This is a genomic window from Peribacillus sp. NPDC056705, from assembly GCF_043656335.1.
This window is the reverse complement of record NZ_JBHTYI010000012.1, coordinates 86,751-111,156: the sequence shown is the minus strand read 5'-3', so window position 1 is coordinate 111,156 and position 24,406 is coordinate 86,751. Positions and strand designations below refer to the sequence as shown.

The window sequence follows — 24,406 nt, the reverse complement described above, 5'->3', positions numbered from 1 at the left end:
GCCTTTCATTTATTTCCATGATTGTACCCTCCATATGATGATGAATTATTAAATTGTAATTTAATTATAAAATATATAAGTTCAACAAATATATTAATTATGTAAAGATTTGATGTATTGCAGAAGGTTGGATGAAATTAGGGTATATTTCCTGTTAATATGGTAAAATATCGATGGTGAATAGGGGGAGATTATAATAGATACAACTAAATACTCAGATAATTTTTCTGAAGATTCATTTTGGAAGAAGATTAAAAAATTCGGCAAAAAAGCAGGGGTTAAAGTTGTTTATGTAGCTTTGCTATTGTTTTACACACTTCAAAAGCCAACTACTCCTGTTTGGGCAAAAACAGTAATTGTTGGTGCATTGGGATATTTCATACTTCCGATTGATTTAATTCCTGACCTAGTGCCAGGTGGATATACTGATGATTTTTCAGGGTTATTTGGAGCATTGATTACTGTTTCAATGTTTATCGATGAGGAAGTTAAGCTAAATGCAAAAGAAAGAATTGGGATTTGGTTCGGTGAAAGTGCAATTTCTGATACAGAATCAGTTGATGATAAATTAAATAAGAAAACTGATAGTGATGAGCAAGATAAAGATGAAGATCAGGATAAATAAAAGATGCAATCGCAAATATCCAGATACGGTAAAGCGATAAATATCCAAGCTACTTGTCATAAATTCAGACATACTTTTGCTCGATTACTGTAGAAGTATCTGCTGGTATCTTTGAACTTCAAGCAATTTTAGGACATACATCAATGGAAATGGTAAAGCACTATGTAAATTTGTTTTCTGATGACGTTATCAAAAAGCACAAAGAGTTTTCACTGATTGAAAATATAAATAAAAAAAGGGTACGAAGTTAATTCGAATGAAAAAAAAGAGACAAGGTACTCGCAATACCCTGCCTCCAAACATTTTAAATCAATAATCCTATAAAACTAAATATGGAATTTCCTTACCCTTATAGTATGGAAAAAAATTCGATGTTGCAAGGTGCCTTTAGTATTGCCTTTTTTAGGGTATTCCCTAGTGAGCTGCCGTTAAGCACAAGTTAATAGACAAAACAAAGGAAAAAACAGCTGATTTTAAGCAGGAGAAAACTGATCTACAATTCGATTTTTCTAGCTTTATCGACAGTGAAAGTTTAGAAAAATTTACTGTAGAACTGCCAAAATAATGCACTAGCATCTATTATATCCACATGCACTTAGTGTTGCAACAAAATATAGTTAGGATCACGAGGACAGCGTACATTTTGGTTAGCTGTCTTTTTTTATGGCAAAAGAGAACATTAAATCTAAATACAGTCTATATTATCCTTATTCAAGGGAACAATATAACCAATTAACTTAATGATGTCAGGAGCAGGGGGATTAATAATGAAAGTACTGTCGATGATCCAGCCTTGGGCAAGCTTATTTGTCCTTAGGGAAGCCGAATATGAAACAAGGACTTGGAGAACGCATTATCGGGGTCCTCTTGCTATTCATACGAGCAAAAAGGTAGATAAGCCCGCCTGTAGACTGGATGGAGTCGCCGAGCTGCTGGCTAAGCATGGGTATACAGAAGATAATCTGCCGACCGGAATGATAATTGGAGTCTGCAAGCTGAAAAACTGTTTGAAAATAGAAGAAAACAATGGTAACTGGGCGGTCTTAGAAGATAGTCGGGTTATTTCAGGGAACGACTTGTTTTTAGGGGATTACAGAGTTGGCGGCTATGCCTGGGAAATTGAGGACATGCGGATGCTCGATGAATATATTCCTGCAAAAGGGCAGCTTGGGCTGTGGGAGTTTAGCGGAAAGATATAAGTATCAAACCATAGTGGCACTGAATCTGGAAATTCTATGCTTGTGGTTCTCTTTGGGGTTGCCATTTGATTAGGAATTTACTTTTTTTGGTGGTTTTTCATGGTTCTGAGACTAATCTTTGCTTGTTTCCCCATTGCGCGGTTCAAAAAGAGGGAGAAATATGATGGTTTTAAAGGGATATCTCCGCAAATGGGGAATTTAACATTATTTAGCACGACTCAAAATCGTGTTCCTTGATAAATATTAAAAGGAAACGCTTTTATACAAGTGTTTCCTTTTTTGTTAATTGTATTTTATATGGAGAGTTAATCTTGATTTCAAATTAAAGATATTGTACTTCTTTACCAAAAAATTATTCAAAAACCAAGATGGAGAATAATCAACATAATGAAAATATATATATTTAAGACCAAGCCAGTGATTTTCAATGTCACTGACTTTTTTTTTACGTGGTAAAATTTGTTGAATATAGGAAACCTACACAAACTAAAGAGTATAATTTTTTGGTCACTAATGCGGTCACTAAAAGGTAATAAACCCTCTATTATCAGTATCTTTTTACACTTTCGAGCGGTCACAATATTGGTCACTAATTAGCAAATTACCTCTTACTCCCCAACATTTTTCTTATTAATCCGCTCCACAATCTCCATCAAATCATCCGGCCTATGAAATTCAATCGGCGAAACGCCTTTATCGAACTCTATTGTATTCGATTCAATCATCAATACATACTTCCCGTTAATCTTGCCTAAATGGATGCTTTCGCCGAAATCGGCCAGCAGTCCTTTGATGGATGTACTGCCAAGCTTCATTCGCAGTTCGGCTTCAGGTGTATGCTCGACAATCTGAGCTGTGGCTTCGACGACCTGATGGGTTTCAAGACGTTCCTGAATTTCACGCTTTTCACTCGTTTCCCAGATTTCCAGGTCCTGTTCGAATTTCTGCAGTTCGTCACTGTTTTCTTCGAATTGGGCGGATACATGTTCGTGGACCATGTGGATGACCTGGTTTTTCATGATTTCCGGCATCGATTCACCATATTCGACGAATTTCAAGAAGTCCTCGAAGTAGCGGGCATGTGAGGCCTGGTGGATTTTCAGTTCGCCTTCTTCGACCATTCCTTCTTCGGGCATGTAGGGGTATTGAATGGATTTCATATTTTTAGTGGTGATTGCCATTTCAACGTGCCTAATCAAGGTCCGTTCATCCGAAATGGAAGCAACTTTAGGCTCGAAATCACATTTTAATAAGAATACGAATGGTTCATCAAGATATTTCGATAATTTAGCCGAAGCAATTATGAAGACACCGCCACGGACGGCACTTGTATCAATATAAGACCGCGTGAATTGTTCATTTTCCTCTTGGAATTCCTCTTTCGTTTTGGCATAGCGAACACGGTTAAATACATTGTAATTAGGGTTGGAATCAAGTGAATGCCCTTCTTCGACAATAAAAGAACCGATTTTCGTCGGTATTTGTTCAGTTTTAGGATGACGGTCCACTTTTCGCTTGGAAATCTTCATCAATTCCCCATCCAAAAAATCCTTTAGAGGACTTTCCTCGTATTCTTGGGTATCAAGTGTTTGGAAATGTTTAAAACGCTTATCAGCCTGATCGCCTTTTCCTTCAACTTGGATTAGATAAAAAGATAGATAGGTAATTGTAAAATCCATGAATGTCACCTTCTTCAATTAGTAAGCATAATTCCCATACTTTTTTTAAGACTTAATAAGTATAGTGATGTACTTTGATTACGTCAAACGATTGGTGAACGAATGGTCAGAATAATATTGATGAATTATTTCATAATCTTCTCTGAGACACTCCCTGGAGTGTTTTTTTGTTTGGACATAAATAGTTCATAAGTCTTGTGTGAATGAGGAAAATTTATCAAAGTGAATTAAGATTAACAGACTTTATGTCGAAATAGTATATATGGGTAGAAAAAATTGGAGGGTAATTCAATCATGAAAAGTATATGGAGAAGTAGACAAAAGATAGATTCAATAGACTATATGCAATATAAAGAACAAGTCGGTATCAATATCAGCGAATATCCGAGTGTATTGAATCAAGTGGACATGATTCATTTGACGATCGGGGATTTGTGCATAATTCGTTCTTTACAGGAAAAAGTGAAAGAACACTTGACCCAAATTGTAGGGAATTTTTATAAAAATCTAGAAAATGAACCCTCTTTAATGAAAATCATTTCGGACAATAGTTCTGTTGAGAGATTGAAAAAAACACTGCATCGCCATATGTTCGAAATGTTTAGCGGTACTATTGATGATGCGTATGTTAAACAGCGTTATATTATCGCACAAGTACATGTGCAAATTGGACTGCAGCCAAAATGGTATATGAGTGCATTTCAGGATTTATTGCAATCATTAATCATTCATGTGATTTCCGATATAAATAATATTGAGCAATATCAAGAAAACATTCTGGCTGTCACTAAAATTTTTAATTTAGAGCAGCAAATAGTTTTAGAGGCATATGAACTTGAAAATGAGAAGATTCGCCAAAAAAACTTAGCAGAAAAAGAAACGATTAAACTACAGGTCAATCATAATGCAGAGGAATTGGCAGCAATCAGCCAAGAGACTAGTTCAGCCACTCAATTAATGGCAAATAAGGTAGGCGAAATTCATGATTTCACTCAAAAAGGGTCAGAGATTGCCATACATGCAGAGGGAAAATCAAATGAGGGAGTCGAACTGTTACAAGGATTAGAGGGAAGATTGGTAAAAACGCAAGAGCAAATGACGATCATCTCCAAAGATATGGAACAGTTATCCAATACGTCAAAGGAAATTGAACGAATTGTCACGATCATCACTTCAATTGCGGAGCAAACGAATTTGTTGGCGTTGAACGCAGCGATTGAAGCGGCAAGAGCCGGTGAAAACGGGAAAGGATTTGCGGTTGTGGCTGGTGAGGTTAGGAAGCTTTCAGAAAATACCAAGGAATCAGTTTCGGAAGTAGTGAAACTGGTTAATGGAATTGCTCATTTTACCGATGTCATGAACACGTCAATTTCCATGGTTAGCGGTGAAATTACTAAAGGCACGAAACAAGGAAAAGAGACTGGCATATTTTTTACTGAAATAGCACACTCCATGCTTTCTGTTAAAGAGCAGAATATTAAGATCACAAAGGAAATGACAGAGCTGAATGGTATATTCGATGATATTAATGAAGCGTTCAATCAGGTGGCCGTTTCCTCGGATCAATTGACTCAATTAACGATGAACTTGTAATGGAGTGTAACGATTTTGTTGGATGGAACACCTTGTCGGGGTCATTCATATTTTAATAAACAACTCGATAGAATATTTATAAAAAATCCCTAAAGCGGTTTTTAGAATAGGAACAATCATGAAGGAAATAAAACAATTCCAAGATGCCGGTAACAGGCTGCTCAATAAATCACTTGATATAAAATAAGTTTAATGTTATATTAATAAAGCGATGAGCTAATTTGTGTAAGTCGTAGAACATGCTTTTAGCTAAACGTCGGGATGTGGCCTGACGGTTCTGCGCCACAAACGCATCAAAGACGCCTGCTGCGTGCAGGCGTCTTTTTCATTTGATCGATTCTTTTTTTGCAGCTTGTACATCTTCCTTGAATTCCTCTTGTATTTCTTCTGTTATTCCTTTGGTTGCATCCTTAAACTCCCTTAGTGAGGTACCCACTGCCCGACCAATTTGAGGCAGCTTGTTTGGTCCAAAAACAATTAAAGCTAAAAGAAGGATTAAAATCAAACCGGGAAAACCAATGTTTGAAAGCATAACTAGTCACTCCAATCAAGTTTGTTAGTTAATATTATAGACTCCTTCCATGTATTTGCAAATATTATTTAGGATATACTATAAAGTTCAGCATCCGATGATCTTCGCAAGACAAACACTTTCAATTCCGTCCTTATTTTATCTTGCACATTCTATCTGAAAATATTAATTACCCAAGGATGCTATTCCTTAAAAAGATATCAATGAAAGTCGGGGACAGTTTGAGAAATTAGAGTGCAGCCATTAATTTTGCCGTTTGGGCATGACTAATTTGGCTCCGCCTGCTTAATGTGTAACAAGAAATTTTTTTGTTGTCTTGGAATAATTAAACTTGCAAGATTGAAGATATTTCGGTATTATAACTATACAAGCTGCGTTGTTCGTAATGATAATTAAGTTTTAACCTTTAAGCTGTAATAGGGAGTTTTATATCGAGACAGGAATGTTATGCCTCGTCACTGACTTGGACAACAGGATTGTTTCTGCAAACACCCACTTTGAGGAGTGGTGGTTTAAAACTTTCTTACTTGAATACGGCAATTGCGGCTTACTACCTTTATAATTAGAAACCAGTTCCGATAAGGGACTGGTTTTTTGTTGTTTTTACTTATTTTCGGAACTTTGTATAAAACGATAGCATCAGAAAACATTTTAAGATATTTATGAAAAATATATGAAAATTTTTATTGAAATATCAGATAATTAGCATTTATAATAATAAATAGATAACTCAGTTCACTATTTGTATAAAGTGATGGTGAGTCGATATTTTTTTAAAGGGTTACGTAAGCGCTATCATTTGGATGGAAGTACTGGAGTCACATGGAGAGGAGAAAATTTTATGGCTAAAATTAATACGACCGAGGTAATTAGCAACAGTAAGTTCAATCGCTTTCATTTTGGATTGCTGGCATGGTGTTTTATCATTATCCTTTTTGATGGCTATGACCTCGTCGTTTACGGTACGGTTGTCCCGGTATTGACGGAGGAGTGGAACCTTACTTCCGTGGAAGCGGGGGCAATGGGGAGCTATGGACTATTTGGAATGATGTTCGGGGCCATTTTCTTTGGTACATTAGCAGATCGGATTGGCAGAAAAAATGTAATCGCTATTTCACTGATTTTATTTAGTTTATTTACACTATTATGTGGATTTGCGAACACGCCTACCATGTTTTCGACTTTCCGATTTTTAGCCGGATTAGGGCTAGGGGGAATCATGCCGAACGTCATTGCCTTATTGACGGATTATGCACCGAAAACGATGCGGAGTATGGTCGTTTCAATCGTTTTGTGCGGTTACTCATTCGGGGGAATGCTTGCCCCGATACTAGGTATCTTGCTTATGCCTTCACTAGGCTGGGAATCAATATTCTGGTTTGCAGGAATACCATTGTTATTTTTACCCTTCATGATGAAGCGTTTACCAGAGGCTTCGACGCATCTGATCAGAATTGGCAAAAAAGAAGAATTGATCAGGGTATTATCCAAGGTCAGTCCGGAGAGCAAATTCGGCATCAAGGATGAAATTGTGGAAGTGAAAAAAACAGATGCGAATATGCCGATTGTTGGATTATTCAAGGATTCCCGTGCATTAAGCACACTGATGTTCTGGATTGCCTTTTTCATGTGCCTATTGATGGTATATGGATTGAATACATGGTTACCAAAGTTAATGATCGAGGCAGGCTATGCGCTGAATTCAAGCTTAGGTTTCTTGATCGTTCTTCAAGGGGGGGCTATCGTAGGCACACTTATCATCGCTAAACTTTGTGATCGCTATGGATCCAAGAAAATGCTTGTGCCGTTGTATGCGCTTGGGGCAGTCAGTTTGACCCTATTGGGAATGGGCGGAAGCTCCTTTGTGATTTACACTTTGGTAGCGATTGCAGGAGCCTGTACCATTGGTGCCCAAAATCTTGTGCAAGCCTATGTTTCCCAGTACTATCCACCCAATATTAGATCTACGGCATTAGGGGTTGCATCTGGAATCGGAAGGATCGGCGGTATGCTCGGACCAATCCTCGGCGGATTCCTATTATCCATCTCGTTACCCATCCAACTGAATTTCATCGCCTTCGCTATTCCGGGTCTCATTGCCGCGGTTGCGTTATCATTCGTTCCAGCGAAAATGGCTTATTATAAACGTGATCATCTGGAACCAACTGAAGAAATGGTGGTAGAGTCCAATAAAATGAACGTCTTGTAAAATTAAATGCATGAAATGCAGTGCAGGGATACCTCCGCAGTCATTTCATGCATATTTGTTTTATTGTCCTATTTGGACGAAGAAATAGTTCTAAATGAAAATTAATAAGAATAAGCGGGAAGATTTCTGGATGGCTTGGCCTATTCTTGAGAAAAGTTGCTTAAATGTTCATAATTTCGCAAATCGAGTCACACTTAAGGTTAAGAATAAATGTTAGAATGATGGTACGGATAATTAATTCCTCCTTAAAATGGAGCGAACTAGAAAAAATAATCTCATCTTTTGTGAGGAGTCTTACTTTGAAAATTTTAAAACATGTAATTTTTTGGTTAAGCATTATAGGGACATTATTCTCTATGATTTATTTCTTTGTAGCGGACATTCCGTTATATGTTAAATTATTTGGCGGAGCCATCATCCTTTATCTTGGATATGATCTATTTACAGAATCAAGGAAAAGAAAGCGTAAAGAAGCCTTGGACGCTTAATCCTATACTCTAATCGTTAAAAGCCCTCATTGATAAGAGGGCTTTTTTGTTGATCAATTTGGCTAATGACTTTGATTATTGACAATATTCTAAAAAACGAGTTAATTTATAGTGAACTTAGTTCTATATATGTATAAATTTGTTGATAACAACATTATCAGTTGTCCTTAAATGAGAGTTCAACCAAAAAAGAGGGACATCCTTAAGGCTATGTCAAAAGGAAAAGCAGAAAGAGGGGAGGAAATGCGCACGATCCAAGTGCCTGAAATGATTGATGAACAAAAATTTTACCGCTTTCATTTGCAGATTTTATTAAGTTGTATCTTTATCATCATCTGTGATGGGTATGATATGTTCATGCTTGGTACGATCCTGCCATCTTTGATGGCGGAGTGGAGGATAACTGCTGTAAAGGCAGGGTTATTCAGCAGCTATGCATTGTTTGGAATGATGATAGGAGCGTTGGTCTTTGGACCGCTGGCTGATAAATTCGGCAGAAAGAAAGTCATTTTGATTTGTACGGTCATTTTTTCCGTATTTACATTTACATCAGGTTTTGCGATTGAGCCAATTTCTTTTGGATTACAACGTTTCATTGCAGGACTAGGCTTGGGAGGAGTCATGCCGAACCTAATTGCAATCATTACTGAATATGCTCCTAAAAAACTTAGAAGTACCCTGGTCGCGATCATGTTCAGCGGGCACGCTCTAGGGGGAGTTGCCGCATCAATGGGAGCGATGTATCTAATTCCGAACTTTGGTTGGCGGGCAGTGGTTTGGCTCGGAGCACTCCCATCAATCTTCATGCCCATATTATATAAATTGTTGCCAGAGTCGATAAATTATTTAATGACAAAAAGCAAATTGGTGAATGTCCTGAATCAAGTGAATCTAGGCGGGCATCTAAAAAGGGAGGACTTTAAGTACCCTCATGTTCTGGATTGCCTTTTTCATGTGTTTATTCGTAATGTATGGCTTGAGTACATGGCTTCCAAAAATCATGGGAGGAGCAGGATATGAATTAGGTTCAAGCCTGACATTTTTAGTCGTATTAAACCTTGGAGCAGTTTTTTGAGCAATTGTTGAAGGGAAGCTTGCAGACAGATATGGTTCCAAGAGGATTCTGGTAACTTTTTTGGTCATTGGATTCATTACCCTCACGATGCTGAGTTTCAAGCCAAGCATGATTATGCTTTATATACTGATTGCCATTGCAGGAGGTACGACAACAGGTACACAAATCGTAACGAATGCATATGTATCCCAGTATTATCCGAATGAAATCCGTTCTACAGGAGTCGTTTGGGCATTGGGCATCGGCAGAATTGGCGGAATACTCGCTCCTACTTTCTGCGGGATCCTGCTTGATATGAAGTTGTCATTGCAGCAGCGGCGATTTGGTTCATTTAGGATAATTTCAGCAACATGACTGCAATCAGGCAGGAAAAGAAATTGATATAACGTAACGTACACCAATGCTGAATCACTGCAAATGGAGAATTTGGTAATAGAAATTGGCTCTTTTCGTAAAGATTGTTGTTTTTAAAAACTAAACGATTTAAGGTTGATTGGAGCGCAAGTGCGAGACTCCTGCGGGAGCAGCGGGACAGGTGAGACCCTACAGGCGTTTACGCCGAGGGGCTCGATTGGATTGGCGCTGTAATCTGTTTGGTCGGGGTTTCAGTCATTATATGGGGTCCTAGACACTAAGAAATTAAAGGGCATAAGGCCCTTTAATTTCTAGGCTGTTTTCGCATACTTTGTTGCTATTTACCAAGTAAAGCGGTGTGGTTGATTTCCCCTCCAGATACTCGCTTTCCGCGGGGCGGGCGGTGGAAAACCCCGCCATATGCAGCATAGACCCGTCCAAAGGTTGGGAACGTTTGGAAAGTTGCAATGATGCCGTATAGCACCAATCCGAAACCTCCGGCTAAACCTAGGTAAATGGATTTACCTTCTCTTAACCAGAGCCAAATCAGGTAACCGCCACCAATTTCCGCCAGGCCAGCCATAATGAAAATCAAAGTAGTAACTACCATATATATACCTCGCTTCCTCGTTGAAATTTTATCATATATGAACTGTAAATGATTATACTTCAACAAAGTTCTAACTAAATGAAAGTTACTGGAGGCAACATCTTGTTTCTTCATTAATGGGACATAGGTATGAGGGTGTGTTACTTATTCAATTAGTATGTATTTGAAAAGAAAACAGAAACCTCAGACCACTTTTGAAGAACCGATCGCCTACAAAAGCATTGAAGTAGAAGAACCTTATCCAAATAACTCTGTCATTGTCGATTAATAATTATATTTTTATACATTTATAATCCTCAATATAATTTCAAGCTATATGAAATATGGGAGTATTGTTCCTCATGATAAACGGGTATCCATCTGTGTTCTTACAAATTAAAACAACAAAAAAGGCTAATAAAAATATCAACACTACATTGTTGTCTTTTTACATTTCAAATTCGTAAAATATCCCTAAAAAGACCAGGATTTTTTAACTCTAACTTGGATTGCAAAACAGATGCAAAGGGTACTATACCTAAATAGGAATATAGTAATCTAGTTGAGGAGTTGCAGCCATGAAATCCCGAACATTTGCATACATGTTAGCGCTATTTCATTCAAGTATTGTCGGCCTATCTTTCTTATTTACGAAAATGGCGATTGCAGAATCGAATCCGCTTGATACTTTGGCGTTCCGATTCACGGTTTCTTTCGTCATCATTTTACTCCTGGTCGCCGTTAAAGTCATTAAGGTGAACTATACCTGGGAGTCGGTTAAAAATCTGATCCCGCTATCCTTGTTGTTCCCAACTCTTTTCTTTGCCTTTCAAACTTTCGGACTTAAGTATTCGCAATCCACCGATGCTGGAATTCTGTCTGCCGTCACCCCAATTCTAACATTGATGATAGCTGGATATTTCCTGAAGGAGAAAACTTCTTTATTTCAAAAGCTTTCGATTCTTTTGTCGGTAGTCGGGGTCATTTATATTTTTGTGATGAAGGGGAGCACCATCGATTTTTCCGACATGCTTGGGATGCTATTGATCTTGCTATCCTGTATTGCAACTGCCTGTTACACTACGATGACCCGTTCACTTGCCAAGGACTATACGCCAGGTGAAATGTCCTTCTTCATGATGGGAACAGGCTTTGTCATATTTAACGTGGCTGCGCTCTTCACCCACTTAAAACAAGGAACGATGGCGGAATTCTTTACACCATGGTCGAGCATGGAATTCATCAGTTCCATTTTGTATTTGGGAATATTGGCTTCATTGGCCACTTCATTATTATCCAATACGATTCTAACAAAAATCAAAGCGTCCCAAATGAGTGTATTTGCTAACCTTTCCACAGTTGTCACGATAACGGCAGGAGCTCTCATTCTAAATGAAAAGATTACCATCTACGATATTTTGGGGTCGATACTAATCATTTTAGGTGTAATAGGCACGAATTATTTTGGTGTGAAGAAAGAGCATTCAATAAAAGTGAAACTGGAATATAATGAAGGGAAATTGTGAATGAAAATGGTCCGTCCCAATTAGGGATGGACCATTCAGACTGTAGACAAACTGAAAATCGGGTTGTCTACAGTTTTTTATGGCTGGGTACAATGTAGTCGTTGATTTCCGCTCCAGACATGCGCTTTTCTAAGCAGGAGTCTCGCACATCCGCTCCGATCAACTTAGGTATAACATTTAGATTTAAACGATATCTGAGGAGTTGAAGATATTGCTTTGGGTCAGTTGGTTCGGGAACAACATTTGATGAAAGAAACATTTTCCGACCCTCTTTTCTAAACAAACTAATGTTCCATTATCATTTCCACCAACTTGTTTGAGGGAAGTCTGTTGAACCAATCACTACTGGTTCGCCTATTTGTGGTGTGCAAACCTGGACACCATAATCATTGCCTGCTTTTGTTACCCGTTCTATCGGATCTGTCCAGTCATGGAAAGACAAGGTGAACCCAGCCCAATGAATGGGGATCATCCGTTTTCCTTGTACATCGATGTGTGCTTGAACGGTTTCTTCGGGAACCATATGGATGGTTGACCAACGTTCATCATATTGTCCGCATTCCATTAAAGTTATATCAAAAGGTCCGTACTTTTCGCCGATTTCTTTAAAATGACTGCCATATCCACTATCTCCGCTGAAAAATACCTTTTCTTGTTTTCCATTAATTATCCAGGAACTCCAGAGTGTGGTATTGCCATCACGTAAACTTCTACCAGAAAAATGCCTTGCAGGCGTACAAACAAATTGCAAATCCTTGAATGAAATTTCATCCCACCAATTAAGTTCCTGAATCAGTTCTTGTTTAACGCCCCATCTTTCAAGATGACCACCGACACCTAGTGGCACAATGAACTGACTGACCTTATCTTTTAATTTCTTTATTGAGTAATAATCCAAGTGATCATAGTGATTATGTGAGAGGAGGACGGCATCGATAGGAGGCAGCATATCCAAATCGATAGGGAGATCACCGCTAAAGCGCTTGTTCCCAAACCAAGGAAAGGGAGTGGGCGCTTTGCCAAACATGGGATCCACTAAAATGGTTTTCCCATCTAACTCCAACATGAATGCAGAATGCCCAAACCAGGTGATTTTATTGGACTTTACAGATGCAGGTTGTTTTGTTTCCATTACGATCGGACGGTCGGGCCTCCTTTTTGGATTAGGTGTAATGAAATCACGTAAAATGGAACCAGTATGTTTAAGACTCATCGCTTGACTGGCAGGAATCTGATTTTGGAATTTTCCCTTGACAAAATTCTCTTTTGTAGTGAAATTTCTCACTTTTTCTTTGTTTGTTCGTCTTCCAAGTGGAGGATAGAGGTTTAGGAAAAGTAACAATAATATAAAAGAAGAAATGAGAATCTTAATAATTTTCATCATGATAGCTTCCTCCCGTATTAATCAGACCTTTTATTAAAACATATCATATCACAAAATTTATAGGGTTATTTACTATGATGTCCCACTAAAAATATGATTAAGATAAACCATTCCGAGACAAGGGCAATGGACGTTGAAACATATGATTCATTAACTGTAAACCCACATTGGGAGGAGTGTTTTTTCTCAAGTCTTCTGACAAGTGTTTAAGTTTCACCCGTCTTAGGCAGGGAATAGAGGTATATATAATGAATAATATAGAGAGCGGTATAAGGAATGTAGCAGCCGAAGGGTAGGGTGATAAATCGATTGTTAATGTTTTTCAGGGTCTTTGTATGGGTAGTATTTATTGCTTTATTAGCCTATGTCATTCTTTCTTGGAAATATAAAGACAAGGTAAGTAAAAGGATTGAAGCGATTCGAAAAACCTGGTATATCATTTTTATACTGGGTGCATTGATTTATTGGAATTTCTATCCGATGAGCATTTTTAATGAGTGGAAAAATTTCTTGATTATGGCTATCGTATTCATCCTGATTGATATGTTTGTGTTCTTGAGCATGTATATATCCAAGATTGGCGATAACGAGCTATCCTATGCAACAAAAGCCGTTGCGGAAAGTGACAAACTTTTAACGGATAATAGGGAAAAGGTCAAGAATATGTTTCATCTCCTAAAAAAGGAAGGAATACCTGAGTATTATCAAACGAATAAGGAATATTTGGCTTATTTGAGCATTCTCCTGCAAGCATATGCGGCAAAGGAAGGGATGAACGTGAAAATCCTTCCTTTCAAGACGGAACAGGACAAGCAATTGGTGATAAGTGGGCATCCGAACTTGAATGGCAGTACCATCCGTGCTACATTGGAAAGAGAAGATACGTATTATAATGATGAAGAAAAAATGGCTTTGCAGCCTGTTAGTATTTTGATGGAACCTTATATCCTTGACGTTAAATCGGAAAGCTTCGTTTCAGAAGTCGATTGTTTATTAATAGCATTATTAATCATGATGTTCGATATGGTCATAAAACAAAAACCAGGTGGTGAAGGATAAATGAGCATATATGATAAAGTGGGCAATGACGTGTCAGTTGCCGTAATCAAACCACAGGTGAAAATACCCGATGTAGGTTTAAGTCCCCACACTAAAAAAGTGATGAAACAAAACAAACGCATTATCATGAAACAAAAAGAAAAAGCTGCACGCTTCAGCCGATTAAAAAATGTTTTATAAGAAGGGAAGGGGGTTTTTCCTTTCCTTATGATATTTCATGGAGAACCCGCATATACTATTCAAAATCAAAGAATAGGAAGGGTCTTTCAGATTATGAACAAAAAACCCGAGAGAGTTAACATCCCAGTCCCCTCCGCTTCACCGTCCGAGAAACGGATACATAAGGGAAATGCTGAGTTGCTCAAGCTTTTACAAAAGCTGAAAGCTAAACGTTGGATTTTTTTAAGGTAAAAGAAAACCAGTCTCTAAGGAGAACTGGTTTTTTTATTTTTCAGATGATCACTGCTGGTGGAAGTATTGAATTTTCTTACGTCCAGACTCTTTAGCCAAATACATGGAACGGTCCGCTTTTTTTAAAAGTGCCTCCATTTCCGTACCATTATGAGGATAAAAACTTATCCCAACGCTAGCTGATACAAAATGATCATTTCCATTAATGTGAATGGGCATGGTTGATAAATGCTTCAGTAATAATTCAGCGTTTTGCTGAGTGTTTATCATTAAATCTTCACAATGCGATGGATGTAATAATACAATGAATTCATCACCTCCGATTCGGGCCACATGACTGCCTTCGGGAACGGTTTGCAAAAAGCATTCCGCTGCCTTTTTGATAACGTCGTCACCAGCATCATGGCCAAAAGAATCATTGAAAAATTTAAAATGATCAAGATCGATGTAAAGAAGGGCCATTTCATCGTTTGTTTTATCTTTATGATATTCGAAATAATTATCAATGAAGTGCCGATTATATAGACCTGACAAAGGATCCCTGATAATCCCTTTTTCAAGAAGTATGGTATGACTAATCAAAGCTGCTAAAGACTTAATGAGTATCAGATCATATTCTTTAAAAACATGGGGTTTAATGTCAAATGCACATAATGTCCCAATGATTTCACCCTCATTTATTAGGGGGACTCCCATAAAACACCCATTCCCTATAAACTCCGTTGCGGGATGGCCACTAGTCAATTCATGTTCCCTCAAATTCGGGATAACGAGAGGTTCCAAACCATTCTCAACAACTAATTTGCAATAAACCATATTATAAGGAAGGATGTCACCTTCACAAATCAACTTTGCATTTCTATTGAAGGATTTGATCATATAACTCTGGATGGGATTCAATATAGAAAGGAAGAATGTATTGACCTCAATGGTTTGGGCTAATAGTGCTAATACTTCTTTAGCGATAGAATCGAAATTCTTATAATAGTTGATATCTTGCTGAATCATTCTCAGGCTCCTCTTTTATCTATAGTCTTTTTAGTTTTCCGGATGTTATTTTCATATTGAACGACAAAGACACAAAAGCGGAATCTGAATACCGTGACAGTAGTCCGGATTTCCACTAAACTCAATTAAGGGGTTGGATTCGTTTTATCGATGAATCATGTAAATGAAAAAGTTAAAAATTGACCTTTACTTTATTTTCGGCATTTTTTTACTATCATTAAATTTTCTTTCGCCGGATTATCAACCAGCTAAATTTCTATATCCGTTTCTGGATTTACGGGATGGGTATCACTTCATGATCCATAAAGCCTAAGGCAATGATCAGTCTATTTATCATGCATTATACTGTAATTGAAATGGGAAGAGTACCTTTGATGTGCGTGCTTGGTATGCTTTTCTAATTTGCCCTGGAGCGTTCAAATGTAAAGCAACTTGTGAGGGTACATGAATTTTGATAAAACGGATGTATCGCGCTCATTTATAAAAAAAATTTGGGGAGGATAAAAGCAAGCAATAAAGTACATATTGGATAATTCAAAAGGGGATCATTATGGGAAAATTAGAAAGTATATATCCTATTGCTATAGAGAATACAAAGGAAAAAATAATCCAGGATATGGATTTTTATTTAGAGAATCAAGAGACGATGCCTTCTTATTCAGCTTATATATCAGACAGGACTACTTTTATTGAGCAAATTTGGATAAATGTTTGGCTAAATAAAGCATCAAACGATGTGCCAAGAAAGGAAAAAAAGGCGTTTTTAAGCGAAAGGGGATTTGTAACGGAAGGCTCAGATCATAAACTGATCAATAGCATGTTCCGGAACGAATTAAAGAAGTATCGCCCGTTTGATGGCTTAACGTGGATTAAAAAAAACTTTGCTGATAATCAAGAAGATTGGGAGAAGAGATATAAAAATGCAAGGGAAAAATTCTTTAGGCGACAAGAAGAACAGCGGCTTGCCAAGCAGCGCTGGAAGATACGCGCAAGATTGCAAGAAGAGGCCAATGGCTTTTTTGAAAGTAACTCACTTTTTTTATATTTACATGTCAGGTATTATATTGCTGGAATTTTGGCAAAAGATCTTAAGAATAAGCCTAAATTCCAATATGTCGATCCATACTTGCTTGAAGAACAGTTGGTTGAAGAGGGAGGCTTTCAAGCTGCCGAATACCTAATGGTCACTGATTTTTTTGAAGAACTGACAGGCGATATTCACTCATTGATCGGTTGGGGAAGGAACCGTTATGAATATGAAAATTACTTCTACAGGTATGAAAGATTAGTTTCGGATTTCATAATGGAATTAGCCCCTGGCAAATACTTGCAACATCTATCTGCTGCACTGCATCATGATTTTTTTGAGTCATATGGGGAAAGGCTGACGGTTGATGCCCTTAAGGGTATACTAAGCGATGAATTGGCTGATTTGTCTCAGTCCTGTTTCGATGAACTTCATGAAGAATACCTTTCTGATTTACTGAAGCTTGAAGGAATTCCTTTTAATGAAACATTGCACGAAGAAATATACGAAAAAGACGTGGAGAACAGAGAGAGAAGAAAAGCTGAAGTATTGGCAGAGCAAGCCAAGAGGCTGGCAGAAGAGCAAAGGATGATCGATGACATCATCGGTAAGGCCTATACGCCATCATTAGGAAAAAAAGTAAGATATGTTTTGCATATCGGAGAAACCAATACCGGGAAGACGCATAAGGCCCTGGAGAAAATGAAAGAAGCGGAAAGCGGTTTGTATCTAGCTCCCCTAAGACTGTTGGCCCTTGAGGTATTTGATAAATTAAATGCGGACGGTGTACCTTGTTCATTAAAAACCGGTGAAGAAGAAAAGGCAGTTGAGGGAGCTAAACATGTCTCCAGCACCGTTGAAATGTTTCATGAGAAAGACTACCATGAAGTAATCGTCATAGATGAGGCCCAAATGATTGCCGATAAAGATCGAGGTTTTTCATGGTTCAGGGCAATCACGCAAGCAAATGCGAAAGAAGTACACATTATCGGGAGTAATAATATCAAATTGATGCTTCTAAACCTTCTGAATGAAGCTGATTTAGAACTCCACGAATACAGACGGGAAATACCGCTTGAGGTAGAACAAAGGGAGTTTGGACTGAAGTATACAAAAAAAGGGGATGCCCTCATTTGTTTTTCGAGAAGGCAGGTACTGGAAACCGCGTCCCGGTTAAAAGAGAGCGGACATAATGTCAGCATGATATACGGCAGTATGCCTCCTGAAAATAGAAAACGGCAAATAGAGTTATTCAATCGTGGTGAAACATCAGTTGTCGTTGCCACCGATGCGATTGGTATGGGATTGAACTTGCCAATACGCCGCATCGTCTTTCTTGAAAATGAAAAATTCGACGGGACACGGAGAAGAAGATTGACTTCTCAAGAAATCAAACAAATCGCAGGTCGAGCGGGTAGAAAAGGAATTTATGACACGGGAAAGGTAGCATTTACAGCAGAGATCAAAATCATGAATAAGTTGCTGGAACAAGTAGATGAACCAGTTCAAACCTTCACTATCGCCCCAACCTCTGCTGTGTTTGAACGTTTTCAAAAATATTACCGGAACCTAGGGACATTTTTCGAAATGTGGGAGAGGTTTGAGCCTCCTAAAGGCACGAAAAAGGCATCTCTATCGGAAGAAAGGGAGCTTTACGAACTTATAAGGGATACTGAAATCGAAGCGCGTTTCTCTTTAATGGATTTATATGGTTTCTTGCATATTCCTTTTTCGGCAAAAGAACCAACTTTGATCAGACAGTGGCTGGAAACGGTCGAAGCGATTGCCGAGAACAGTGACCTTCCTGAACCGATCATCAAGACTAGAAATCTGGAGGAATTGGAGCTATCTTACAAAGCGATAGGTCTTCATTTACTATTTTTATATCGGATGGGTAAGCGGACGGAAGCCGTTTATTGGGAGCGTATCCGTGAAGAAATCAGTGATGGCGTTCATGATCAGTTAAAAGACGAAATGTTGAATTATCAAAAAAAATGCAAGCGCTGTGGAAAAAGGCTTCCGGATGACTCGCGTTTTCATATATGTGATGCTTGTTATCATAAAGGACTTAGAAAGACGCACAGATACAATTAACCGAATTGTTTTGATAGTAATAACCCGAATGCCGCATTCGGGTTATTAGCAGTTGTATAAATCACTTTGTCGTTTGTTTTGATTTAGCTATGAGTGCTGCTTGCAGCTTCATTCGTTTATCAGCTTTCTTATCATGCACCACTAAGATTGCATGAATTAAACCAGGGACATAGAAAAATAGTGTGAGTACCAGATTAATCACTGCCTGGATGGGTTTACCTGCTAATAATACGGCTAATGGAGGGAAAAGAATCGCAATTAAATAAAGAATGGTGAACACTCCCCAATATATTGATTTTTATCTGACGATTACGGTTTACTTTTTTCTTTTGGCTGTTTTCGCATACTTTGTTGCTATTTACCAAGTGAAGCAGTGTGGTTGATTTTCCCTACAGATGCTCGCTATCCGCGGGGCGGGAGGTAAGCCTCCTCGGCGTAAACGCCTGTGGGGTCTCACCTGTCCCGCTGCTCCCGCAGGAGTCTCGCACTTGCGCTCCAATCAATCTTAAATCGTTTAGTTTTTAAAAACAACAAGCTTTACGAAAAGAGCCTTTCCTTTTAATGATTTTTTTATTCTAAAACAAATGCTTTACTTGAGTCGAGAAGTAATTAGGTTACTGAAGTTCAATTTTCCTGATGTTGTCTCTTGCTAGCGCCTTGATAAATATATGCTCAAGAGCCGGATTCATACCAACTGAGCATTCTGATACTAAAAAGCAGTCTTTTGACTCCCGATGATGTCAGGAGGACTATGGCTAATCATCGTTTTTGCTTATTGCGGCAGTGTAACGCCGGTTTTTTGTGTTAGAATAATCAGAATACTGTCTGTGGAAAGCGGGAGATTCATGAAAAAAAAGATAGGCTGTTTGCATGCACACCATACAAATATAGAATACATAGAAACCGCATTCTCGAATTTCGATATTGAATGGCTTCATTTTGTAGATCCGGGATTGGTGCAACGGGTGCCAACGGATAAAAATTTTAAGCATTCGGATGCTCAAAAAAGGGTTAAACAACAAGTAGAATGGATTGCCGAATGTAAAGTGGATGCCATTCTGATAACCTGTACAAATTACATCGCTATTTTAAACGAAGAGCAGCTATCCTTACCCATGCCTATCATTAAAATTGATGAACCATATTTTGAGCAAATTTGCCAATTGCAGCAACCGCGGATGATATTATTCACGAACCCTGCCACTGTTGAAGGAACAGTCAAACGTTTAAATGCCCATGCTGAAAAATATGGGGCTGTGGATTTTGAAGTTATCATCATCGACAATGCCTTTGAATTCATTATGCAGGGATTGGGAGAGAGGTATAACGAGAAAATTTTGAACTTCCTATACCAGTTTAATAACGAAAATAGACCACTGTCGGTGGCTCAACTATCAATGGTCGAAGCAGCAAAGAGATATGAACTTCAGACAGGAATGACAGTTTTAAATCCATTGAATGCATTAGTTGATTCCATGATCGTTCAACTAGAACTAAGTTTATTGAGTGGTCTTTGAATCAAATGATTTCCACATGAATGGAATGCTTTTTCTTTGTATATGGTAGAAAACAAAAAAATCCTTGCATGATCTGGTAAAATCCCAGTGCAGGGATTTTTTTATTATTCCTTTGTGCGGATTTGTTCACGGATGTTTTCAAGTTCTTCAAGGGATAGAGCTGTCAGGGAATTTTTTATTTCTTCTTCGACCCGTTTTCGATCAAGCTCCCTATATTTGCTCCACCAATCCCGCAGCCCTTCGGTGTTTTCGAGAAGATACTCTATATCAATTTCTTCTTGCTCATCATCTGATAAATATCGCATGACCGCACCTAATAATCGATTGAGTTTGGCTACTTCACTTTCCTTATCAGGTGAAGCGAGGGTATCTTTCACTTCTAAATCATCTTTAGCCGGAACATTACGAGGTGTCATAATATCCTCCTGTTTTTAATACTAGTGTGCCTGAAAATGGCGGTTTTCAATATTTGTTTTTCGTATTATTACAAATTTCATTTGTAAAGTATGTATTTATATTAATGAAATTTCAACATAAACCTCGCTAGAATATATAAATTCTATCATCATCCTTAAATAGGTTTAATAAAATAATGGGTAGGTAAGGGGGAAGTATAAATAAAAGGAATAGCTTAGTGCTATTCCTTACATCAAGCGGCTAATTTTCTGCATTCTTCTGCACACCTAAAGCATGCTTCAGCACATTTTTGACAATGTTCATGATCTTGTTTTTTACATTCGTTTCCGCAGCTTTCACAAATCTTGGCACAAACTGCAGCCAACTCTGAAATAAACGGTGTACCTCTTCCTATCGCCTGTTCTAAAGAAGAGCAAATATCCGCACATTCCCGATCCAAGCGAATACACTCCACCATCATGTTTACATGTTCTTCTTTTAAGCATGCATCATAACAATGATTACACGCGGTCATACAATCATTTAAAGTTTGGATAACAGATGAATAATTCTCATGTGACAAGAACAAATCTCCTCCTATAATATGGTCTCTCCCTTATTATTATCCTTTAAACTTCTAATAGGATAAGGTGAATGGTTCTTCTATAAAACTGATTGGACAAGCGACGGACTTTAGGGAATTAATGGAAGGGGCAGTGCATAAATTTAAATGAAAGGAGTGGATATATGAAAATGTTCATTAAATTAAGTGTGGCCAGTGTCTCCGGAGCCGTCGTGTATTTGATATATAATGTCAACCAGACGCTGCGTAAAGGAATGGGAACACTCGAAGAAACAAATAAGACACTGGAAGAGGTAAGGAACGCGGTACATGGATTGACGCAAGAGTCCAAACAATTGATCCACTCTGCCAATCAAATTACAGCGGATGTTAAAGGGAAGATGGAAAATGTCGATCCATTGCTGGAATCTGCTCAAGATGTTGGGGAAATGATTCATAATGTAACCAATTCCATGAAAGAAGCGAGTTTGGAAGGCGGACCTAAGGATTTATCCACTCCGACAGTTCCTTCAACTCGAACTGAAACTGAGGGGGTTCAAATAATAATCAAATAGTATCATCATTTATCATTAAAAAAACAGGCACCCCGGGATTCACTAACCTATTTAAAGCAATCGTTTCTACTATTTAATTTAGAGGGGGAGCTTTATCTTGATAATTCAATATAGTGTGGCAGCGATCGCTTTAGCCTTCATTTGGTTGGTGGTATTTTTAATCAGTACTCTTCAAAAGGGAATGGTCACGATAGGAGAAGCCAATCAAACATTGACTGAGGTGAGAAATGCCATCCACGATTTGTCCGGCGAATCGAAACAACTATTGCAAACTGCAAATGAAATCACCGACGATGTAAAAATTAAAATGAAAACGGTTGAACCATTATTGGATTCTGCTCAGGATGTTGGTGAAGCGATACATTCAGTTACAGACTCTGTTAAAAAAGCCACTAACGGTTTCCGTACAGAGTTTACTCCAAAAAAAATCAATGCTATCAAACCCAAAAACCAATTCAGATAAAAAGAGTATATTAAAAAATGAAAGACACTGCCGGGATTTGGAGTGTCTTTTTTGATGATATGTATAATAGCTGTAGTCTTATGCTTTATATGGATATCGTCCTTGGTTTATATCTATAAGACCATTTTCTCTCATACAGATTTCTTTACACTCTGTATGAGAATATGGAACAAACATAAATTCTGTATGGAATATGGGACAAGCAATTATTTTTCTGTCTTGTCACCTGCAGCATGACTGGATGTTTTTGAGTCATTGGAATGTTTGACGCCTTTACTTATATATGGTTTCGCGCTTTTTTTCTTGTTGGCACTTGTTTTCCAACGATTCCAGCCCTTCTTGCCCGTTCCAGTGCCCGTACCTTTACCCGTTCCACTCTTAGCCTTCGCTTTACTCATGAAATCACTCCATTACAATTCTATGGTTAGTTTAAACCATTTTACTTGATTATTACCCAAGTATGTTGAAATATACAGTAACGAAGGTGATATGTACAGGGAAAGGCTCAATATTTTTAATCTTGATCGTAATAAACCAATAACAGCAAGGATTTTTGCCTCACTTTATCGATATGGATCTTGATTTCGTCAGTAAGATGCTTATGCCGATTTTCTTGCAAATGGTCAAGTAGTGCATGAAAGTTAATAATACAGCCCCTGTATTCATTCCTAAAATGATTCCTCCCATATTAAGAGAAGCTTGAGACCCTAGGATATACATCATTAAAAAGGCAACAATATGGGACCATACGGTATGGATGAAAGCATCCTTCACTAAACCCAGGCCGATGAGATAAGCTTGCATGGGAATGACAAAAAAATGAAAAAGGAAATAAGGACATAATAATTTTAAATAGTATGCGGCAGATGTTGAAGAAAAAAAGAGGGAGGTCAAAGGTTCCGCAAAGAGGTAAATGAAAATGACAGCCGGAACTCCATATAATACGGTGAAAGACATCGATTTTTGCAATAAAACCCTCAATTTTTCCTTATCCTGCTTCTTGTATGCATTCGAAACATTCGGAATGAGCATGATCATTAAGGAATGCGCGATAAAGGCCGGAAAGAAGCCAATCGTCATCGCAACCCCAGTCAGCATCCCAAAATGCTCTGTAGCCACTACCGCACCGAATCCTGCCGAGAGAAGGGCAGTATGGATCAAAAAAGGTTGGATGGCATTCGTTATCGCATGAAAGATCCTTAACCCCATGGTGGGCAGCGAAACTTCCAATAACTTTTGTCGTGCATGTTTACCGGTTGTCCGCGAGTTCGTACCGCGCCTCATGATTCGCATTTGAAGAATCAAAAGGTTGATCAAGTATAGAAAAACGAGGAATTCACTGCCAATCAAAACAAAAAAGGCCATTAATAATGACTTTTCCTGGTTAAATTCAAATAAATTAAATATGAGGAAAAGCAAACCGAATTGAATGATATCTTTTAAAAAGTTGGATAAGGCAATCTTCCCCATTTGTTGGACACCCATGAAATAGCCCCTAGCAATCGATGAAAAGGAAACTATGGGGATCAATGTGATGAGCAGCCATTTTATATAGGGGTGGTATCTGTCCATTATGGATGAGAAGGAAAGTATGAAAGGCATGACTATACACATTACTAATACGACGACCGCAGCCATTTTAAGTGCATGAATGATAAGATTATAATGCATTGCCTGTTTATTTTCCGCAACGAATTTTGAAATGGAAATATGTAATTCAAGGCTGGCAATCACATATATCAAAAAGAAAATTGGCAATATGGACATATAAAGCCCCATGCCCTCTTCGTGTAATTCCCTGGCCAGGAGCATGTTCACTAAAAATTCGATACATTCACCAAAGAACGCTGCGACAATCAAAATGAGCGTTCCTTTATAAAAAGACTTCATGTTGGCCCACTCCTAACAAGGTGTTTGTATAAAGATATGAGACATGCCATGGAATATTCATGTGGAACTGCATATCCCGGCGATACAATATGCGGTAATGCCTAGGGGAATCCTTAATAATCGTTGTTGTAAGATAAAAAATAAAATCGGG

The 24,406-nt window shown here is 38.1% G+C and carries 24 protein-coding genes, 1 other RNA gene and 1 pseudogene; 16 read left to right on the top strand and 10 right to left on the bottom strand.

What is annotated here, in order from left to right; all coding sequences use genetic code 11:
• The first annotated feature begins 190 nt into the window (after window positions 1-190).
• Both ACFRAK_RS16360 and ACFRAK_RS16355 read left to right on the top strand, forming a co-directional pair.
• Window positions 191-625, top strand: coding sequence for a YkvA family protein (locus tag ACFRAK_RS16360; protein ID WP_387599303.1), 435 nt, complete (start codon window positions 191-193; stop codon window positions 623-625).
• Window positions 626-1,392: 767 nt separating this feature from the next.
• Window positions 1,393-1,824, top strand: a complete 432-nt coding sequence (locus ACFRAK_RS16355; RefSeq protein WP_063577328.1) for an ASCH domain-containing protein — start codon at window positions 1,393-1,395, stop codon at window positions 1,822-1,824.
• 608 nt (window positions 1,825-2,432) lie between these two features.
• Here ACFRAK_RS16355 and ACFRAK_RS16350 read toward each other — a convergent pair.
• Entirely contained in the window at window positions 2,433-3,503 is a 1,071-nt protein-coding gene (locus tag ACFRAK_RS16350) for a DUF3900 domain-containing protein (protein ID WP_387598392.1), read from the bottom strand.
• A 294-nt stretch (window positions 3,504-3,797) separates the two neighbouring features.
• On the opposite strand from ACFRAK_RS16350, the gene ACFRAK_RS16345 reads away from it, so the two are divergent.
• Window positions 3,798-5,096, top strand: a complete 1,299-nt coding sequence (locus ACFRAK_RS16345) for a protoglobin domain-containing protein (protein ID WP_387598395.1) — start codon at window positions 3,798-3,800, stop codon at window positions 5,094-5,096.
• A gap of 325 nt (window positions 5,097-5,421) precedes the next feature.
• On the opposite strand, the gene tatA is transcribed toward ACFRAK_RS16345, so the two are convergent.
• Window positions 5,422-5,628 carry a twin-arginine translocase TatA/TatE family subunit gene (gene tatA / locus ACFRAK_RS16340; RefSeq protein ID WP_192204717.1) on the bottom strand — a complete coding sequence of 69 codons (207 nt, stop codon included), beginning with the start codon at window positions 5,626-5,628 and terminating at the stop codon, window positions 5,422-5,424.
• Between the two features lie 365 nt (window positions 5,629-5,993).
• Here tatA and ssrS point away from each other — a divergent pair.
• The 6 genes and pseudogenes from ssrS to ACFRAK_RS16310 form a co-directional block, all read left to right on the top strand.
• Window positions 5,994-6,181, top strand: a non-coding RNA gene (gene ssrS / locus ACFRAK_RS16335) — 6S RNA.
• A gap of 288 nt (window positions 6,182-6,469) precedes the next feature.
• Window positions 6,470-7,837: an MFS transporter gene (locus ACFRAK_RS16330; RefSeq protein ID WP_387598398.1), complete on the top strand. Its 1,368-nt coding sequence runs from the start codon at window positions 6,470-6,472 to the stop codon at window positions 7,835-7,837.
• A 299-nt stretch (window positions 7,838-8,136) separates the two neighbouring features.
• A complete protein-coding gene (locus tag ACFRAK_RS16325; RefSeq protein ID WP_387598401.1) occupies window positions 8,137-8,325 on the top strand; it encodes a hypothetical protein in 189 nt (62 codons plus the stop codon).
• Window positions 8,326-8,568: 243 nt separating this feature from the next.
• Window positions 8,569-9,345, top strand: a complete 777-nt coding sequence (locus ACFRAK_RS16320; RefSeq protein WP_394572081.1) for an MFS transporter — start codon at window positions 8,569-8,571, stop codon at window positions 9,343-9,345.
• A gap of 115 nt (window positions 9,346-9,460) precedes the next feature.
• The gene (locus ACFRAK_RS16315) at window positions 9,461-9,754 is read left to right on the top strand and encodes an MFS transporter (RefSeq protein WP_394572080.1); all 294 of its coding nucleotides are present in this window, start codon (window positions 9,461-9,463) and stop codon (window positions 9,752-9,754) included.
• A gap of 209 nt (window positions 9,755-9,963) precedes the next feature.
• A pseudogene (locus ACFRAK_RS16310) lies at window positions 9,964-10,035 on the top strand (YnfA family protein); the annotation flags it as partial.
• A gap of 56 nt (window positions 10,036-10,091) precedes the next feature.
• On the opposite strand, the gene ACFRAK_RS16305 reads toward ACFRAK_RS16310, so the two are convergent.
• A complete protein-coding gene (locus ACFRAK_RS16305; protein WP_394572079.1) occupies window positions 10,092-10,364 on the bottom strand; it encodes a YnfA family protein in 273 nt (90 codons plus the stop codon).
• A gap of 557 nt (window positions 10,365-10,921) precedes the next feature.
• Here ACFRAK_RS16305 and ACFRAK_RS16300 point away from each other — a divergent pair.
• Entirely contained in the window at window positions 10,922-11,869 is a 948-nt protein-coding gene (locus ACFRAK_RS16300) for a DMT family transporter (protein ID WP_387598409.1), read from the top strand.
• Window positions 11,870-12,167: 298 nt separating this feature from the next.
• On the opposite strand, the gene ACFRAK_RS16295 is transcribed toward ACFRAK_RS16300, so the two are convergent.
• Window positions 12,168-13,253: an MBL fold metallo-hydrolase gene (locus ACFRAK_RS16295; protein WP_394572078.1), complete on the bottom strand. Its 1,086-nt coding sequence runs from the start codon at window positions 13,251-13,253 to the stop codon at window positions 12,168-12,170.
• Window positions 13,254-13,568: 315 nt separating this feature from the next.
• On the opposite strand from ACFRAK_RS16295, the gene ACFRAK_RS16290 reads away from it, so the two are divergent.
• On the top strand, window positions 13,569-14,312 hold the full coding sequence (locus tag ACFRAK_RS16290) for a type II toxin-antitoxin system SpoIISA family toxin (RefSeq protein WP_387599306.1): 744 nt from the start codon (window positions 13,569-13,571) through the stop codon (window positions 14,310-14,312).
• Window positions 14,313-14,492, top strand: coding sequence for a hypothetical protein (locus ACFRAK_RS16285; protein ID WP_387598415.1), 180 nt, complete (start codon window positions 14,313-14,315; stop codon window positions 14,490-14,492).
• Window positions 14,493-14,771: 279 nt separating this feature from the next.
• Here ACFRAK_RS16285 and ACFRAK_RS16280 read toward each other — a convergent pair whose 3' ends face one another.
• Window positions 14,772-15,731, bottom strand: a complete 960-nt coding sequence (locus tag ACFRAK_RS16280; RefSeq protein WP_387598418.1) for a sensor domain-containing diguanylate cyclase — start codon at window positions 15,729-15,731, stop codon at window positions 14,772-14,774.
• 550 nt (window positions 15,732-16,281) lie between these two features.
• Here ACFRAK_RS16280 and ACFRAK_RS16275 point away from each other — a divergent pair.
• Window positions 16,282-18,852 carry a helicase-related protein gene (locus tag ACFRAK_RS16275; protein ID WP_387598421.1) on the top strand — a complete coding sequence of 857 codons (2,571 nt, stop codon included), beginning with the start codon at window positions 16,282-16,284 and terminating at the stop codon, window positions 18,850-18,852.
• A 61-nt stretch (window positions 18,853-18,913) separates the two neighbouring features.
• On the opposite strand, the gene ACFRAK_RS16270 is transcribed toward ACFRAK_RS16275, so the two are convergent.
• Entirely contained in the window at window positions 18,914-19,123 is a 210-nt protein-coding gene (locus ACFRAK_RS16270; RefSeq protein ID WP_260285064.1) for a YqaE/Pmp3 family membrane protein, read from the bottom strand.
• A gap of 574 nt (window positions 19,124-19,697) precedes the next feature.
• Here ACFRAK_RS16270 and ACFRAK_RS16265 point away from each other — a divergent pair.
• Window positions 19,698-20,369, top strand: coding sequence for a hypothetical protein (locus ACFRAK_RS16265; protein ID WP_394572077.1), 672 nt, complete (start codon window positions 19,698-19,700; stop codon window positions 20,367-20,369).
• A 104-nt stretch (window positions 20,370-20,473) separates the two neighbouring features.
• Here the strand turns inward: ACFRAK_RS16265 and ACFRAK_RS16260 are convergent, their stop codons facing one another.
• Complete coding sequence (locus ACFRAK_RS16260) at window positions 20,474-20,785, bottom strand: hypothetical protein (RefSeq protein WP_387598426.1); 312 nt, start codon at window positions 20,783-20,785, stop codon at window positions 20,474-20,476.
• 233 nt (window positions 20,786-21,018) lie between these two features.
• Window positions 21,019-21,348, bottom strand: a complete 330-nt coding sequence (locus ACFRAK_RS16255; protein ID WP_394572076.1) for a four-helix bundle copper-binding protein — start codon at window positions 21,346-21,348, stop codon at window positions 21,019-21,021.
• A gap of 164 nt (window positions 21,349-21,512) precedes the next feature.
• Here ACFRAK_RS16255 and ACFRAK_RS16250 point away from each other — a divergent pair, with 164 nt between their 5' ends.
• Both ACFRAK_RS16250 and ACFRAK_RS16245 read left to right on the top strand, forming a co-directional pair.
• Entirely contained in the window at window positions 21,513-21,902 is a 390-nt protein-coding gene (locus ACFRAK_RS16250) for a DUF948 domain-containing protein (RefSeq protein WP_387598430.1), read from the top strand.
• 97 nt (window positions 21,903-21,999) lie between these two features.
• Complete coding sequence (locus ACFRAK_RS16245) at window positions 22,000-22,365, top strand: DUF948 domain-containing protein (protein ID WP_387598433.1); 366 nt, start codon at window positions 22,000-22,002, stop codon at window positions 22,363-22,365.
• A gap of 206 nt (window positions 22,366-22,571) precedes the next feature.
• On the opposite strand, the gene ACFRAK_RS16240 is transcribed toward ACFRAK_RS16245, so the two are convergent.
• Together ACFRAK_RS16240 and ACFRAK_RS16235 are read right to left on the bottom strand one after the other, a co-directional pair.
• A complete protein-coding gene (locus tag ACFRAK_RS16240) occupies window positions 22,572-22,763 on the bottom strand; it encodes a DUF3934 family protein (protein WP_260284963.1) in 192 nt (63 codons plus the stop codon).
• 160 nt (window positions 22,764-22,923) lie between these two features.
• Window positions 22,924-24,255 carry an oligosaccharide flippase family protein gene (locus tag ACFRAK_RS16235; RefSeq protein ID WP_387598436.1) on the bottom strand — a complete coding sequence of 444 codons (1,332 nt, stop codon included), beginning with the start codon at window positions 24,253-24,255 and terminating at the stop codon, window positions 22,924-22,926.
• Window positions 24,256-24,406: the final 151 nt, after the last annotated feature.